The sequence below is a fragment of the Desulfacinum infernum DSM 9756 genome (genome assembly GCF_900129305.1).
GTDB lineage: Bacteria > Desulfobacterota > Syntrophobacteria > Syntrophobacterales > DSM-9756 > Desulfacinum > Desulfacinum infernum.
In genome coordinates this window covers 1-15,616 of sequence record NZ_FQVB01000059.1, presented here as the reverse complement: position 1 = coordinate 15,616, position 15,616 = coordinate 1, and the positions used below count along the sequence as shown (strand labels likewise).

16 protein-coding genes are annotated in these 15,616 nt (G+C 62.6%); 9 read left to right on the top strand and 7 right to left on the bottom strand.

Features of this window, described 5'->3' with window-relative positions:
- The 7 genes from BUB04_RS18010 to BUB04_RS17980 form a co-directional block, all read left to right on the top strand.
- The coding region (locus tag BUB04_RS18010) for an ATP-binding protein (protein WP_178371999.1) at positions 1 to 222 on the top strand (222 nt) is incomplete at its 5' end.
- Between the two features lie 69 nt (positions 223 to 291).
- Positions 292 to 720 (top strand): 4Fe-4S dicluster domain-containing protein, encoded by a 429-nt coding sequence (locus BUB04_RS18005; RefSeq protein WP_084076637.1) that lies wholly within the window; start codon positions 292 to 294, stop codon positions 718 to 720.
- The gene (gene nrfD, locus BUB04_RS18000) at positions 717 to 1,865 is read left to right on the top strand and encodes an NrfD/PsrC family molybdoenzyme membrane anchor subunit (RefSeq protein WP_073042081.1); all 1,149 of its coding nucleotides are present in this window, start codon (positions 717 to 719) and stop codon (positions 1,863 to 1,865) included. Before BUB04_RS18005 ends, nrfD begins: the two co-directional genes overlap by 4 nt.
- 18 nt (positions 1,866 to 1,883) lie before the next feature.
- Positions 1,884 to 4,688, top strand: a complete 2,805-nt coding sequence (locus BUB04_RS17995) for a molybdopterin-dependent oxidoreductase (RefSeq protein ID WP_073042079.1) — start codon at positions 1,884 to 1,886, stop codon at positions 4,686 to 4,688.
- A 15-nt stretch (positions 4,689 to 4,703) separates the two neighbouring features.
- Positions 4,704 to 5,420, top strand: a complete 717-nt coding sequence (locus BUB04_RS17990; protein ID WP_073042077.1) for a TorD/DmsD family molecular chaperone — start codon at positions 4,704 to 4,706, stop codon at positions 5,418 to 5,420.
- A 34-nt stretch (positions 5,421 to 5,454) separates the two neighbouring features.
- Positions 5,455 to 6,114 (top strand): FmdE family protein, encoded by a 660-nt coding sequence (locus BUB04_RS17985; protein WP_073042075.1) that lies wholly within the window; start codon positions 5,455 to 5,457, stop codon positions 6,112 to 6,114.
- A 23-nt stretch (positions 6,115 to 6,137) separates the two neighbouring features.
- On the top strand, positions 6,138 to 7,169 hold the full coding sequence (locus tag BUB04_RS17980; protein WP_073042087.1) for a molybdopterin-binding protein: 1,032 nt from the start codon (positions 6,138 to 6,140) through the stop codon (positions 7,167 to 7,169).
- A gap of 881 nt (positions 7,170 to 8,050) precedes the next feature.
- Here BUB04_RS17980 and BUB04_RS17975 read toward each other — a convergent pair.
- The 5 genes from BUB04_RS17975 to BUB04_RS19990 all read right to left on the bottom strand — a co-directional run bounded on the left by BUB04_RS17975 (position 8,051) and on the right by BUB04_RS19990 (position 11,548).
- Positions 8,051 to 8,422, bottom strand: coding sequence for an NfeD family protein (locus BUB04_RS17975; protein ID WP_084076636.1), 372 nt, complete (start codon positions 8,420 to 8,422; stop codon positions 8,051 to 8,053).
- A 9-nt stretch (positions 8,423 to 8,431) separates the two neighbouring features.
- On the bottom strand, positions 8,432 to 9,016 hold the full coding sequence (locus BUB04_RS17970) for a hypothetical protein (RefSeq protein WP_073042073.1): 585 nt from the start codon (positions 9,014 to 9,016) through the stop codon (positions 8,432 to 8,434).
- A gap of 429 nt (positions 9,017 to 9,445) precedes the next feature.
- Positions 9,446 to 10,228 (bottom strand): dihydropteroate synthase, encoded by a 783-nt coding sequence (locus BUB04_RS17965; RefSeq protein WP_073042072.1) that lies wholly within the window; start codon positions 10,226 to 10,228, stop codon positions 9,446 to 9,448.
- 35 nt (positions 10,229 to 10,263) lie between these two features.
- A complete protein-coding gene (locus BUB04_RS17960) occupies positions 10,264 to 10,932 on the bottom strand; it encodes an alpha/beta hydrolase (RefSeq protein WP_245795234.1) in 669 nt (222 codons plus the stop codon).
- On the bottom strand, positions 10,922 to 11,548 hold the full coding sequence (locus tag BUB04_RS19990) for an SRPBCC family protein (protein ID WP_245795233.1): 627 nt from the start codon (positions 11,546 to 11,548) through the stop codon (positions 10,922 to 10,924). The genes BUB04_RS17960 and BUB04_RS19990 overlap by 11 nt, the downstream gene beginning before the upstream one ends.
- 406 nt (positions 11,549 to 11,954) lie before the next feature.
- Here BUB04_RS19990 and BUB04_RS17950 point away from each other — a divergent pair, with 406 nt between their 5' ends.
- The gene (locus BUB04_RS17950; protein WP_073042066.1) at positions 11,955 to 12,389 is read left to right on the top strand and encodes an acyl-CoA thioesterase; all 435 of its coding nucleotides are present in this window, start codon (positions 11,955 to 11,957) and stop codon (positions 12,387 to 12,389) included.
- Between the two features lie 10 nt (positions 12,390 to 12,399).
- Here the strand turns inward: BUB04_RS17950 and BUB04_RS17945 are convergent, their stop codons facing one another.
- Both BUB04_RS17945 and BUB04_RS17940 read right to left on the bottom strand, forming a co-directional pair.
- The gene (locus BUB04_RS17945; protein ID WP_073042064.1) at positions 12,400 to 13,311 is read right to left on the bottom strand and encodes an NAD(P)/FAD-dependent oxidoreductase; all 912 of its coding nucleotides are present in this window, start codon (positions 13,309 to 13,311) and stop codon (positions 12,400 to 12,402) included.
- Between the two features lie 29 nt (positions 13,312 to 13,340).
- Positions 13,341 to 13,994 carry a lactate utilization protein gene (locus tag BUB04_RS17940; protein ID WP_073042062.1) on the bottom strand — a complete coding sequence of 218 codons (654 nt, stop codon included), beginning with the start codon at positions 13,992 to 13,994 and terminating at the stop codon, positions 13,341 to 13,343.
- A gap of 141 nt (positions 13,995 to 14,135) precedes the next feature.
- Here BUB04_RS17940 and BUB04_RS17935 point away from each other — a divergent pair, with 141 nt between their 5' ends.
- On the top strand, positions 14,136 to 15,113 hold the full coding sequence (locus BUB04_RS17935) for an NAD(P)H-dependent flavin oxidoreductase (protein WP_073042085.1): 978 nt from the start codon (positions 14,136 to 14,138) through the stop codon (positions 15,111 to 15,113).
- Positions 15,114 to 15,616 lie beyond the last annotated feature (503 nt).

The window sequence follows — 15,616 nt, the reverse complement described above, 5'->3', positions numbered from 1 at the left end:
CCCATGAGCCGGCAGGCACGCTACAACCTCTTTCAGCTGGTCAACGCCCTTTACGAATACCGTTCCGTGATCATCACCACCAACAAGGAGTTTACCGCCTGGGGCGAGTTCTTCCATGACGACAACGTCGTTGTGCCCATCGTGGACCGCCTCATTCACCATTCACACATCTTCATCATGGGAGGGGAAAGCTATCGACTGAGACAGAAACGACAAGGCTGATTTTTTCGTCCCAAGTGGGTCAAAATTGTTGTCCAAAAAAGGGTCAAAATAACTGGCCATTGACAGCGGCTGTGCAACCAGTGCGAGGATGCCCCCTGCCTCAACCTGTGCCCCACGGGAGCCACCTATCGCACCGACGACGGGGTGGTGCACGTGGACCGGGAGGTGTGCGTGGGCTGTCGGATCTGTGTGGTGGCCTGCCCTTACGGCTCGCGTTTTCCCAACCCCATCACGCACACGGCGGACAAGTGCGACTTCTGTTACCACCGGATCACCAAGGGCCTCCAGCCCGCCTGCGTGGACGCGTGCACGGGTCGGGCCCGCATCTTCGGCGACCTGAACGATCCGGAAAGCGAGATCGCCCGCTATCTGGAAAAGCATCCCACGCAGCGACTGCGCGCGGACCTGGATACCCGCCCCAAGGTGCACTACGTCCACGCCGACGAATCCATCATGGGGCCGGACTACACCCGGTTGATGGAAAGGAGGGCGTCATGAGCGTACCGACGACTTACGTTTACTGGATCGACCATTCAGTGGCTCTGGGCTACCTCATCGGCTGGTATCTGTGGCTCATCTCCCTGGCCGAAGGCACCCACATCGTGGCCCACTTGAGCTGGCTCTACTACCGCACGGAAGACTACCGGCCCCTGGAGAAGGTGGGCACCTTTCAGCCGTTCATCATCCTGGCTCTGGTGCCGCTCTTCCTGGTGGCCGACCTGGGACATCCGGAGCGCTTTTACACCATGTTCTACCACTGGCATTGGACGTCCCCGGTGGCCTACGGCGTCTACATCATCACGCTGTGCATGCTTTCCTACGCGGTCCACTCCTACTATCTCTTCCGCCCGGAACTCATGGTGAAGGCGCGGGAGAAAGGGCCCTTCCAGGGCATCTATCGCCTCCTGGTCTTCGGCCGTCCCGAGGAAGGGGATGCGGCCCGCATTCGTCGCGGACAGGAAAGGCGCGAAAGATTCTGGGCGGGGGTGAGCCTCTTTTTCTCGTTCATGGGGTTGATCTACCTGGGCATTCTGCTGTCTTCCTTCAAGGGTCGGGTGATGTGGCATTCGTCGGTGATGGTCTTTATCTTCTTCGCCTTCGGCGCCTGCTCCGGCTCGGCGTTTCTCATCCTCCTCACCCACCTGAAGAATGCCCTGGTCCACTCCCCGGAAAAGGCGGTGCGGGAACAGCAGCGGTATCTCAGTGAATTCGGGATCATCCTCAAGTACTCCCTGGTCGCCCAGGCCGGGGTGCTCTTCGTGTACTTCGTTCTGCTGCACTACACGGGCATCGGAGGACGCGCGGCGGCCAAGGTCTTCTTCGTCGGGCCCCGGGCGTTCCAGTTCTGGTTCTTCCAGGTGGCCGTGGGACTGGTTTTGCCTTTTCTTCTCATGCTTTACCGCCGGATGAGGGAAAACGTCGCGGTGTCGTGCATCGCGGCCGTGGCCGCCATGGTGGGCACCCTTTTCGGCTGTCTCAACATCTTCATCGGCGGCCAGATGCTTCCCATGACCCATTTCGATTGGGAACCGTTTCATCCGGAACCCGGCAAGATGGCGATGGGCATCGTCGTCATGTGTGCCATGTTCTTCATCTTCCTGGTGACCTACAAGGTGCTTCCCTACGAAAACATCGAAGCGTGAAAGGCAAGGAGTGCGACGATGAGCACGACCCGACGAAATTTTCTGAAAGGCGCGCTGGCCCTTTCGGGCGTGTTGACTTCCGCCGGCTGCATGAAACAGGGCCGTGGGACGAAACCGTGGTTGCACGGGGCGCCGGACCCCGATGCGGTGCACGCCGAAAAGGTGGTGCGGACCGTCTGCCTGGGTTGCCATAGCGCCTGCGGCCTGCAGGTGAAGGTCCAGGACGGGGTGGTGGTGAAGATCAGCGGCAACCCTTATCATCCCAACGTGCGCGAGCCTCACATCCCCTACGACACGGATCCCCAAAAGGCCGCCCTGACGGAAGGCACCGTGTGCGCCAAAGGCGGCGCCACCCTGCAGACCCTCTACAATCCCTACCGGCTGCGCCAGCCGTTGAAGCGCGTGGGCCCGCGGGGCTCCGGCAAGTGGAAGACCATCACGTGGGAACAGGCCTACGAGGAGATCATCAACGGAGGCGATCTTTTCGGCGAAGGCCACGTGGACGGCTTGAAGGCCATCCGCAGTTTCGATCCCATCGACCCGGAGGCGCCGGAACTGGGGCCCAAGGCCAATCAGCTCTGTTTCATGCCCGGTCGGATCGAGCACGGCCGAAAGGAGTTCACGGACCGGTGGTTCCACGACTGCTTCGGCACGGTGAACAAGCGGCTGGACCACACGTCCATTTGCGAAACGTCCCACCATGTGGGGATCGACCTGTGTTTCGACAACAAACATCACACCAAGCCCGACATCATGAACGCCGAGTACATTCTCTTTTTCGGCACCACGCCCTACGAGGCCAACTTCCCCATGCAGGCCATGGCCCGGAAGCTCAACTATTTCCGGGAACGGGGCGGCACCATGGTGGTGGTGGACCCGCGGTTCTCCAATTCGGCGGCCAAGGCCGCCCGCTGGATACCGATCCTGCCGGGAACCGATGCGGCCTTCGCCCTGGGCATGATGCGCTGGATGATGGAACACGACCGGGTGGACCTGGAGTACCTGTCCTTTCCCAACAAGAAGGCGGCCTTGGAGGGCGCGGGGCATCTCACCTGGTCGGACGCCACCTATCTGGTCCGTCAGGACACGCGCGCAATCCTGCGCGACGGAAAGACTCCTCTGGTGATGAAGGACGGCCAGTTGGTCTCGGCGGAGGAGGTGGACCGGGCGGATCTCTTGGTGGACACCACCGTGGACGGTGTGCGGGTCGTCAGCGTCTACAAGATGCTCACGGACCGGGTCATGGAACGGACGGTCGCCCAATACGCCGAGATTTGCGGGGTGGAACCCGCCGCCATCGAACGGGAGGCGGACGATTTTTCGTCCCACGGCCGTCGGGCGGTGGTGGACTTCTACCGCGGCTCGGTGCAGCACACCAACGGGACCTACACGGCGCGCACCCTGGAGGTCCTCAACTTCCTCATCGGAAACGTGTCCTGGAAAGGCGGCTGCGAGGCCCACGGCGGAAGCCACTGGCACGAGACGGGAGGAAAACCGGGAAATCCCTACCATGTCAAGAAGCCGCAATTCACCCCCGGAAAGGTGAAGGCGTGGGGTGTCAACATCGACCGGCACAAGAACCACTACGAGGAGACCACGGAATTCAAAAAGAACGGCTACCCGGCCAAGCGGCCGTGGTTTCCCTTCGCCTACCACAACGTGTACCAGGAGGTCTTCCCGAGCATCGGGGCCCAATACCCCTATCCCATCAAGTGCCTCATCACCTACTGGAACAACGTGCTCTACTCGTCCCCGGCGGGCGTGCACCTGGCCGAGGCGGTGAAGGATCCCAAGAAGCTGCCCCTGTTCATCGCCATCGACATCGTGATGGGCGAGACCTCGTCCTTGGCCGACTACATCCTACCGTGCCGCCACTTCCTGGAAGACTACGGCACGCCCCACGTGGCCCCCACCATCCTCACCACCACCAGCGGGTTTCGCCAGCCCGTGGTGGAGCCGGTCTTCAAGGACACCAAGATGCTGGAGGAGATCTTCATCGATCTGGGCCTCAAGATGGGGCTTCCGGGATTCGGCAAGGACGGATTGGGGCCCGGGCGCGATCTCTACACGCCTTGGGACTGGTACAAGCTCCTGGTGGCCAACATCGCCTACGGAGACAAGCCGGGCGACAGCGTCCCCGGGGCCACGGAGGAGGAAAAGGTCCGGTACGTGGTGGAGCGGGGCGGACGCTTCGAAGACTACCGAAACGCCTACAAGGGCCCCTATACGAAACACGCGTACAAGGGTCCCGTTTTCATCTACAATGAAAAGCTGGCCACCGTGCGCGATTCCATGACGGGGCAATACTACGACGGCCTTCCGATCTACGAGCCCGTCAAAGACTGCCTGGGTCGTCCGGTGAATGTGGATCCGTCCAAGTATCCGTTCTTCATCCTGACCTACCACCCCGTCTACCACGCCCAGGCCCGCACGGCGGCCAGCCCGTGGCTCATGGGGGTGACCCCCAAGGAGGACATCCAGATCAACGCCGGGGATGCCGCTCGGCTCGGCATCCGCCACGGAGACCCCATCCGGGTCTATTCCGAGAGCCACCCGGAGGGGGTGCGGGGTAAGGCCTGGGTGACCGAAGGGGTGCGGCCTGGAATCGTGGTGATCCCCCATTCCCTGGGCCATTGGCAGTACGGCAGCCGGTCCTTTCAGGTGGACGGCAAGCCCTCGGAGGCGGCGCCGTGGATCGGTCGGGGCTGTTCGGCCAACCCGGTGATGCTCCTGGATCCGCACCTGAAAGACGTCTGCCTGCAGGATCCCATCGGCGGCAGCGCCTCCTTTTACGATACCCGGGTGGCCGTGGAAAAGGTCTGAGAAGGGAGGTGCCGCATGGACGGTGTCTGGACGGAACGAATGGAGATGGATCGGGCCCGGGCGGAAGTCTACGGGTTCTTTTCCCGGGTCTTCGTGGGACGGCCCGATGGGGCGTTTTGGGAGCAGTTGACGGCGGAAGACACCATGGATGCGCTGGGGGCCCTTTTCGGCGACCACCCGGCCCTGGACGTTCTCCGGAGCGCGGCAGGGGAGGGGGCCGGAAAGAGCGGGAATCCGGAAGCGATCCAGGTGGAATACGATAACCTCTTTCTGGTCCCGGGCCCCTACCATGTGCCGCCCTACGAATCGGTGCTCATGGCAGACGAGAAGGCGGGAGGCCGTCGCGCGACCCTTTTCGGGAAAGGGGCCCAAGAGATCGCCCGGATCTACGAAGCCCACGGCCTGGAGCCGTGGGAAGGGATCGAAAATTTTCCGGACCACATCGGCGTGGAACTGGCCTTCATGGAACACTTGTGCCGACGGGCGGCGGAAAGCTACGCGTCCGGGGTTCCGGATCGGGCCCGGGACCTTGAGGAGGCGGCAGCCCGCTTTTTGGGCGAGCATCTCCACGCCTTTTCCCATCGGCTGGCTTCGGCTATCCTGGAAACAGGACTTTCCCCGACCTATGAAGCTCTGGCTCAACTGCTCACGAGCTTCCTGGACGACGATCTGAACCAGTGGGCGTCAACCGCCGGCCCGCCGGAGGACGGAGCCCGGGCGTGTTGCGGCTGACGCGCTTTCGCATCCCGCGTTCTTGGAGGAGCTCATGGACCTGGAAACCCTGTTGCAGTCGTCGGCCGAGGCCCACGGGCACCTGTGCCCGGGGCAGGTGATCGGCGTGCGCATGGCCATCCTGGGCTGCCGGCTCATCGGCCTGACCGATCCCACGAGCCGCGACCAGATCAAGAAGCTCCTGGTCTATGTGGAGATGGACCGGTGCGCCGCCGATGCCGTGGCCCACGTCACCGGGGTGAAGCTGGGTCGGCGAAGTCTCAAGTTCATGGACTTCGGGATCATGGCGGCCACCTTCGTGAACCTGCAAACGGGCCGGGCCTTTCGGGTGCTTTCCACGGAGGAAGCCAGGGAACTGGCGTCTGTCTATGCACCGGAAATTCCGGGAAAGGCTCCGCAGCAGCTGAAGGCCTACAAACGGATGCCCGACCCGGTGCTCTTTCGGGTGGAAGAGGTCCGGGTGAAGCTGCGGGACGTGGATCTTCCCGGTCCCACCCGAAGGAAGGCGGCCTGCGTCCGTTGCGGACAGGTGGTCCGGGACGGGCGGGAGGAGGACGGCCCGGACGGGCCGCTCTGCGCCCACTGCGCCGGAAGGAGCTATTTTCAGAAGATTCGGGACGTGCCCGACCCGGAGGCCGAGCCGGTCCGTGAGATTCAGGACATCCCCGAGCTTTCCGGAGCCGGGATCAGGTGAAAGCGGGAAACGGGAGAGAAGCCATGATCAAGGTGATTCCGGTGGAAGAAGCGGTGGGAACCCAACTGGCCCACGACGTGACCGAGATCCGGCCGGGGGAGTTCAAGGGGCCGGCCTTTCGAAAGGGGCACACCGTCTGCGGCGAGGATGTGTGCCGGCTGCAGAAGCTCGGGAAAAACCGCCTGTACGTGATCGAACTGGAAGAGGACGAAATCCACGAAGACGAGGCGGCGGCCCTGTTGGCCGACGCGCTGGCCGGGCGAAACATCCGGTGGGAAAACGCCCCCCGGGAAGGAAAGATCAATCTGCTGGCGGCCGCCGATGGGCTCCTTCGCGTGAGAGCGGATACACTGGCGGCCTTCAACATGATGGACGAGGTCATGTGCGCCACCCTCCACAATCACACCCTGGTGAGGGAAGGGGACCTGGTGGCGGCCACCCGGGCGATCCCGCTGGTGATGAAGCGGGCCGCCATCGAACGGGCCGCCGCCGTGGCCCGGTCCCAGGGGCCCGTGGTGGAGGTGCTCCCGGTGCGGTCGGCCCGAGGCGGCCTGGTGGTCACGGGAAACGAGGTCTATCACGGTCTCATCCAGGATCGGTTCGCTCCCGTCATCCGGGAGAAGCTGGAGAAGCTGGGAGGCGAACTCCTTTCCGTGGAATACGTGCCGGACGATGCCCACCGGATCGCCCGGGCCGTCGAAAAGACGCTGGAAGCAGGATGCGACCTGGTGCTTCTCACCGGGGGAATGAGCGTGGATCCCGACGATGTGACCCGGGAGGGCATCCGGGCGGCGGGCGCCGTGGATCTTTGCTACGGCTCGGCGGTCCTTCCCGGCGCCATGTTCCTGGTGGCCCGCATCAAGGACGTTCCGGTGCTGGGGGTGCCCGCCTGCGCCCTGCACCACCGGGTGACCGTGCTGGATCTGGTGCTTCCCCGCATCCTGGCGGGAGAGACGGTGGGACGCAAGGAACTGGCCCTGCTGGGCCACGGAGGCCTCTGCCGGGACTGCGCCCGGTGCACCTATCCCCATTGCCCCTTCGGAAAGGGAAGCTGAACCGCCGGATGATTTGGGGGGGCGGGAACAGCGCGGGGAGTGCCTGACGGAACATACCGCGTGGGCGACGGAGACTTTCACTGCGGGAGGCGTGAAAGGACGATGGAGGAAACCTCCGGTGCGCTTCCTCCCTGGATCCTAGGAGCCTGTCCGAGAATAGGCCTAATTTCGCATCCCAACAGAATGCCTCTGGACGGGCATGAGGCAGGGATGGGGTGTGTGGGAGCGGCGAAAGCCGCGAAACGGGTGGCCGGCCATTGTGTGGCGGTGCGGCCGCTCCCGGCTCATCGCGCCTCGCGGCGCTCCCACAGAGCGGACATCGTCTCGGCGCAGGCTCATTCACCCAAGCGGGGTGGCGAGCCTCACCAGGACTGTTAGCGGATGAAAAACCGAGACCGTGTAAAGCATTCTCTTTTTGTGAATAGCGGGCACTCGACGAGGTTCCCCGCGGGGCTGAAGCTCCGCGGCTACGAAAGAAGAGGGGTCCCTTGTCGGTTGATGGAGGAAACTTGTTCTCAGACAGGCTCCTAGGAGCCTGTCCGAGAATAGGCCCCATTCCGCGTCTCAACAGAATGCCTATGGACGGGCACGAGGCAGGGACGGGGTGTGTGGGAGCGGCGAAAGCCGCGAAAGGGGTGGCCGGCCATTGTGTGGCGGTGTGGCCGTTCCCGGCTTATCGCGCCTCGCGGCGCTCCCACAGGGCGGGCATCGCCTCGGCGCAGGTTCCTTCATCCAAGCGGCGTGGCAGACCTCACCCGGATCGTCAAAAGAACTCTGTTGTCGGACAGCCTCCTAGGAGCTTGTCCGACAATGACAAATTTGCCTCGCTCAACGTCCATTCGTCATCCCCGCGAAAGCGAGGATCCAGAATGTCCAGTAAGTTACGGACTCCCGCTTACGCGGGAGTGAGGGTTGGCGGAGTTCTCGGATAGGCTCCTAGAGACGGAAAGCGTGAGAGAGTGCGCCGCCGTGATGCGGACCTTGTCGTCGGGACGACAGGCCTCAGGGCTTTCCGCCTTCCAGATTTCGCCGTCCACCAGGACGGTTCCTCGAGCGCCTTCCCAGCTCAAAACGCGGGCTTCCTTTCCCACGTAGGATTCCAGCCCCGCCGCGGAGCGCCGAGACCTCGTCTTCCAGTGCCAAAGGAGGGGAAAAAGAAGGTGCTCACAGATTTCGATGACAACGATTCCCCCCACCACCCAGAGGACTACCTGGTTCAGATCCACGGCGATTCCAGTCTCTTGAAGTCTCACGGATCGGCGTCAATCCACCATCTGGTGGCCCAGCCAAAGGAGCAGGAAGAGGGTCGCAACCACCACCGGATTCGTGTGCAGGGTGCGGGCCGTTTTGATGAGGGACTGGGAACCCAGCCGGAGCTTCATCAGGACGCCGAGCAACGCAAATCCCAGGAGCAGAGCGAGGGTCCATTCGGGAAGGCTGGTGGACCGACATCGTGAGAGCACAAAATGCCAAAGGGCGATCCCCAGCGCCGAAAGATTCCCCACGTAGTGAATGGGCATGAGGCGCTTCTTGTTGAAGGTATAGAGGTCCGCCCATTTCTTCCGCGCCGGATTGGATCGGGTGCGTTTCAGCATGCGCCTGGCGGCGAACCCCAGGACGGCCGGGACGTTGGCGACGGCAAAGAGCCAGGCGGCCGTTTCACCGGTTGCTTCGTTTCCGTGGTCGCCCTGTCGAAGCCGCCCCTTCGATTCGATCCCCCACCCCGGAAAGCCGTGTTTTAGGGAGTGATCGTGATCGTGATCGGCCCTGGCACTCCAAACAAAGAGAGCCGAAGCCAGGCACGCCAATAGAAACACGCATTTCCCAAAACGGTTCCTCCACTCCATCGTTCTCCTCCCTGTCTCGGACGGCTTGATGCCAAACACTGCCGGTGCAAAGTTTCTCGTTCTGGGAAGCAAAAAGCATGCCGATTCCCGGCAAATGCCGTAGCCGAGAGTCCTTACCCCGGGCCGGACGTGGAAAACCGGACATGTCCTGCATAACTTTTATCCACCTGTGAGCCGCTTCCGGAACGCGTCCCTGGCACCTCCCGGTCCACATTCATCGTCCCAACGGTCATGGCTTCCTTGGGCACCCCGCAGCGATGAACGAGTCCGCCCAGCGTTCCCGTCCCGTAGGAGCCGGCTCGCCGGCGATCCGAACGGCGGCCAAGGCCGCTCCCACAAGGCGGGCGTCTCGGTTGCCCCCCGTCACGTCCACTCGCGGTTTTCCTTCACATTCACCTCCATCACGGGGGAGCCCCCGATAACGAAGGATCAAACGCCCTTCCGGGAAGACGCCCCCAGCCCTTCCAGGAACTTCCATGCACGAACGAGCCGGCCGTTCAAGGCATCCGCCAGGACGGCGTGCAGGCCCGCCTGGCCCAAAGCTCCCAACAGGGCACACTCCAGCTCCGGGCCCATGGATTTTCGAAGCCCGCTTCGAAGGTTGGAAAGGCCCACCAGGGTCCGTGCGGTCCTTCCCAACAGGTCTCCGCGGGAAAGGAGCCGCACCGTTTCGATGGTGTGGGCGATGCGGGCCGGTGCGTCCGGCCAGGCCATGTTGGGCACCAGAGGATCGAAGATCAGGTGCTCGTGGGGGATGCCGGCTTCCACGGCCCGCCCGTGGAGTTCCACCGCCAGGGCGGCCTTTTCTTCCACCGTGGGAGGGCTGAAGGACTTTTCGTCCAGCAGGAGCACCACCAGCGGCGTCCGGTGCTCCACGGCCAGAGGAAGGATCTCGCCCAGTTTGCGGGGTTCCCGGGTGAGACCGTTCAAGATGGGGGTTTCCCGGCAGGACTCCAGGCCCCTTCGAAGCACCCGGGGATTGGGGCTGTCCAGAATGAGAGGCAGGGAGACCGCCTCCTGGATCGTCTCCACCAGGAAGGTCATGCGGTCTTCCTTGCTTCGCGGGAGATGGCCCGGGTTCACATCGATCCACTGGACGCCCGCATCGCGTAAGCGACGGGCCCTGTGCCGGATCGGCTCCGGGTCCAGCTTGTCCATGGCGGCGGCCACGTCCGGGTTGAGCGGGTGGATGTTGTCGGCGGCGAAAAGCATGGCGGCATCCTCTCTTCATCGGGAGCTGGGCGTCTTCACGGACTGTCGGTCTTCCCGCGGACAAAGTCTTCCAGGATGCGGAAAAAGGGCGGCCAGCGGGGCGGGCAGTCGTTGTGGTCGCAGTCGTAGGTGATAAGCCGGGCGTTGGGCGCGTTTCGGGCGAGATCCACGCCATGCCGGTATGGAATCACCGTGTCGTTCCTTCCGTGGACCACCAGCACGGGGTTTGGGTACCGGCGGACCACATCCAGGTTGTCGAAGGGATCGCGGACGAGAAAGGAGGGAGCCAGATACCGGCGGGCGAAGGGCCGAAGGCTGGTGAAGGTGGACATGAGAAGGAGTCCCGCTGAAGGCCTTTGGGCGGCCAGGGCGCAGACCGCGCCGCCTCCGATGGACCGGCCCCACAGGAAGATCCTTTCGGAATCCACGTCCGGGCGGCCAGCAACCCGATCATAAGCGGCGACGAAGGATTCGGTAATGCTCTTCTGGGAGGGTTTGCCTTCCGAGCGTCCGTAGCCCGGATATTCGACCAAAAGAACGCTTAGACCTCGATGAGCCAAAGGCTCCAGGACCGAAGGCCAGATGTCGATCACCTCGCCGTTTCCATGGGCATAGACGATGAGAGGGCTCTTTCCGTCGGGACCCGGACGCCGGGAGGGGAGGAACCACGCTTCCACGCGCCCGAAGGACGTCTCAACCCACATCCTTTCGAGATCCGCCGGCTGATCCAGCCCTTCGGGGATTCCCACGAACAGGGTGGGAAAGATGAGGGCGCGTTGGACGGCGAAAAGGAAGGCGCAATAGACGGCGTAACCCACACCGACAATGAAGAGTAGTTTGATCCAACCCACCGGCATGCCTCCAAGCCTTCTCCTCCATGAGCCCCACGATCATACGGGCTCGGTATCGAAAGATCCAGGAAATGAGGAACCGGATGACCGGAGCGGCCCATTCCCCCACCGGGTGTAGGGGAAGGGCGTAGCGGACCCGGTCGATCATGAGCGTTCCCTTCGGATGGGGCCGGAATTCGTGGGTGTGGACCCACAGCCGGTAGGGACCGCGGATCTGCTCGTCCACAAAACGCCTCGGAGGATCCCACTCCCGGATACGGGTCTTCCACCGAAAGGGGATGCCGAACAGACGGAGCTTGTAGTCGATGAGGGTCCCCTCACCCATGGGAATGGGAAGCGGGGTCACGATCCGAAAAGAAAGTTCCGGCGGGGTGATCCGTTCCAGGTTGGCCTCATCGGCGAAAAAGGGAAAGACCTCCCGGCGGGGCGGACGAAGAAGGATCCGGGATTCGAAGTGGTGGACGCGCACGGAGTCTCCTCGTCGTCGGGTTCGATCGGGGGCCGGCCTCAGCCAGCTTGTACTCAGCCGGTAAGTATGCTCTGATGGGTCCGCTCGGCAGTGCAAAGGGACACATTACCTGAAGGTCATGGCTCCCCTTGCGCCACCCCGCATGGATGAAAGAGTGGACTTGTTGGGGGCCTTTTGTGGGAGCGCCGCAAGGCGCGATTTTTTGGGTGACCGCGCGGTGGTTGGATTGTCGACCACCCTCATCGCGGCTTTCGCCGCTCCCACAAGGTACCAAAACCACGGATCCTGCGCATCAAGTCGGATGATTCCTCCGCATCGTGCGGTTGTTACGGTCGGTGATGGAAAAATCCGGTAAACGTATCGCTCCCTTAGGCATAATTCTGTTGAAAACTTGGAGGTGACGGCCATGCACGAACTGCTGGAAGGCTTTCCCGTGGTGATCGAACTTCCCGTGGTGTGGGGCGAGATGGACGCGTTTCAGCATGTGAACAATGTGGTGTACTTTCGCTACTTTGAGACGGCCCGAATCGCCTACTTTCTCGAGATGAACTACATCAAGATCATGGAGGAGACCGGAATCGGTCCTATCCTCGCTTCCACCCAGTGTCGTTACCGCTTCCCGCTCACCTATCCGGACACCATCTCCGTGGGGGCCCGGGTGCCGGCACTGCAGGAGGATCGGTTCACCATGGAGTATCGGATCGTGAGCCACCGTCACAAGCGGATCGCCGCGGAAGGGGACGCCCTGGTGGTGTCCTACGACTACCGAAACCATGCCAAGGCGCCCCTTCCGGACCGCGTTCGCCGCCACATTCTGCAAGTGGAGGGAAGGGCCGACTGAGCAGTCCGATCTAGTCCGCTTCACCCAGCTTTCGCACATAATCGGCGGCTTCCAGGCCCGCCACGCAGCCTTCGCCCACCGCCTTGGCGATCTGCCACGGCGGCCCGCAGATGTCGCCGGCGGCATAGACTCCGGGCACGTTGGTTTCCTGCTTCTTGTTGGTGACCACGTACTGGAAGGATTCGGGGTCCAAATCCACCCCCAGGGCGGTGGCGATTTCCAGGGCTCCCTTGGCGCCCCGCTCGATGAAGACCCCCTGCACCGGAATCCGGCTGCCGTCGTCCAGGACCACGGCCTCCACCGCGCCGTCTCCGGCAATTTCCACCACCCGCCGTCCCTCGTGAAGCTCGATGGCGCTTTCCCGGAGCTTTTCCGCCAGGTTTTCCGACACCTGGAGTTTCTCGCAGATGAGATGCACGCGGTCTGTGGTGAAAAGCAGGGTGAGCGCCCCCGAGACGGCGGCACTTTCGCATCCCACCACGGCCACGGGCACGCCCCGGAAGAAGTTGGCGTCGCATTCCACGCAGTAGCTCACGCCTTTGCCAAGAAGCTCCTTTTCGCCGGGAACGCCCAGTTTCTTTCGGGAGATGCCCATGGCCAGGATGAGAGCCTTGGCTTCGAGCGCATCGCCTCCTTCCAGGCTGAGACGGAAGGCTCCCGCCTGGCGTTCCACCGAAACCACGTCTTCATCGAAAAAGACGGCGCCGAATTTTTCCGCCTGTTGCCGGCCTTGGGCCAAGAGGTCTTCGCCCGTGGCATAGGGCATGCAACAAAAATTTTCCACATGGGCCTTGTAGGCGCTGCTCTTGGGGATCTTTCCCACCACCGCCACCGAAACCTTCTTTCGCGATGCATGAATGGCCGCCTGGAGTCCCGCGGGCCCGGTGCCGATGACGGCCACATCGAAGGAGTGCGTCTTCATGGTCTTGGCTCCTCCCGTTCGGGTTTGGACTAGAGTCCCAGGTCCTGGTTGATGAGCACCACGTGGATGCGGCCCTTGGGAAAGGACTTTTCCGTGATCGTCCAGTGGTTGCAAATGCGCTCGGGGCTTGAGCATTCCTCGCAGACCCCGGTGTGAAAACACGGCGTCTTCTTGTCCAGGCGCATGGCGTTGGCCGGGGCGGCGTAGTCCTTGATCCGCGCCATGGCGGCTTCCAGGTCCGGAACCACCTTGTTCCGTCCGACCAGGAGCACCACGTGCCGGGGACCGAACGTGATGGCCGCCACCCGGTTGCCGTACATGTCCAAATTGACCAACCGGCCGTCTTCCGTCACGGCGTTCGTCCCCGCAAAGAAGAGATCCACCAGAAGGGAGCGGCGACGGCGCTCCAGCATCTCGTCGAAGGCCAGTCCCTTTTCGTAGGTGTCCAGGACTTCCAGGTCCGGCCGGCTCTTGAGGGCGTCGTAGAGGCCCGAAGCCACGAAGGTCATGGATCCTCCCCAGGAGACGGACTTTGCCGGGAGCGCGGGGAGGATCTCTTCCAGCACCCTGCGCCTGGCATCGTCCAGGTTCCGGGCGACGGTCACGGCAAAGTGGTTCTTTTTCAGCGCCTCCTCAACCCGTTTGAGTCGAAGATCCCAATAATGGTCCACCGGACGGTCCATGCTCTCCTCCTGATGCTCCAAAACGCTTGATCCCGATAGGGGCCTCTGCCAAAAGAGTACAAAGACATGGACCCTTTTACCAAATCCGGGACGGTTCCGAAAGGACCGGCCGCCGGACTCTACGCGGGAGGAAGTGGACTCATGCTGCGAACACGACTGACGGATCTTTTGGGCATCCGCCATCCCATCATTCAGGGCGGCATGCAGTGGGTTTCGAGAGCCGAACTGGTGGCGGCGGTGAGCAATGCCGGCGCATTGGGCATCCTCACGGCCCTCACCCATCCCACTCCGGAAGGACTGGTGAGGGAAATCCAAAAGACGAGGGAGCTCACGGACCAGCCCTTTGGAGTGAACATCACGATCCTGCCCACGCTGAAACCGGTGCCCTACGAAGAGTACGTCCAGGCCGCCATCGAGGCGGGGGTGAAGATCGTGGAGACGGCGGGACGGAACCCCGAGCCCTTTCTTCCCGCCCTCAAGAAAGCCGGCGTGGTGGTGATCCACAAGTGCACTTCGGTGCGCCACGCGGTGAAGGCGGAAAAGATCGGCTGTGACGTGGTGAGCATCGACGGGTTCGAATGCGCCGGCCATCCGGGTGAAGACGACGTGCCGGGGCTGGTGCTCATCCCCAGGACCGCCGACACGGTCAATATTCCCATCGTGGCTTCCGGCGGGTTCGCCGACGGACGGGGCCTCGCGGCGGCCCTGGCGCTGGGGGCCGACGGCATCAACATGGGAACGCGCTTTCTCGCCACCCGGGAAGCTCCCATCCATGAACGGATCAAGGAACTCCTGGTGGAAGCCGACGAACGGCAGACCACGCTGATTCTTCGGAGTCTCCGGAACACCGCGCGGGTTTTTCGAAACCGGGTGGCGGAGGAGGTGCTTCGGCTGGAAGGGGAGGGCGCCGGGATCGAAACCATCGGCCCGCTGGTTTCCGGAAAACGGGGCGAACGGGTCTGGTCCGAAGGGGATCCGGAAGCGGGCATCTGGGCCGCCGGCCTGGTGGTGGGCCTCATCCACGACGTGCCGCCTGTGGCCGAACTGGTGGAGCGCATCGTGGGCGAGGCGGAATCGATCATTCGGCAAAGACTTCCGGGAATGCTGGTGAGCGGTTGAGTCACAGGCGGATCAATACCTCATTTCGGCATCCCGCCCCTGGAAGGGCACCTTTCTAACTCTTGCCGCGGCCCCGTCGGGCGGGCCATTGGATATCGGCTGCCACTTCATGGGGTTCTGAAGCCCCGCGTCTACGAAGGGAACACAAATTCCCGATATCGTGGGGCAAACAGCCATACTCAGGCAAGCCCCTAGGAGGCTGTCCGAGAACGCTGCTTTTATCAAACAACTTCATAGTTGTGAGAAGGCGATATGGGCGGAAATGCTATGATAGCCTGTCGAGCACCTCTTCAGGGAGCGTTGGAGGCATCTGCGGAGCCCCAAAAACAGTCGAAGCGGGCTCGAACCGCCTCCTCAGGCGGCCAGCTGCATCATTCGCCTTTCCCTAAGATCTACGATGCCGCCCAGAATAGCCCTTGCAACCTTCGAAATGTTGTGAGCAGCGCACATCAGGGCAAACTCGCCCTTCACCTTTTCAAGTCCTCTCAAAAGGAACCCTCGGA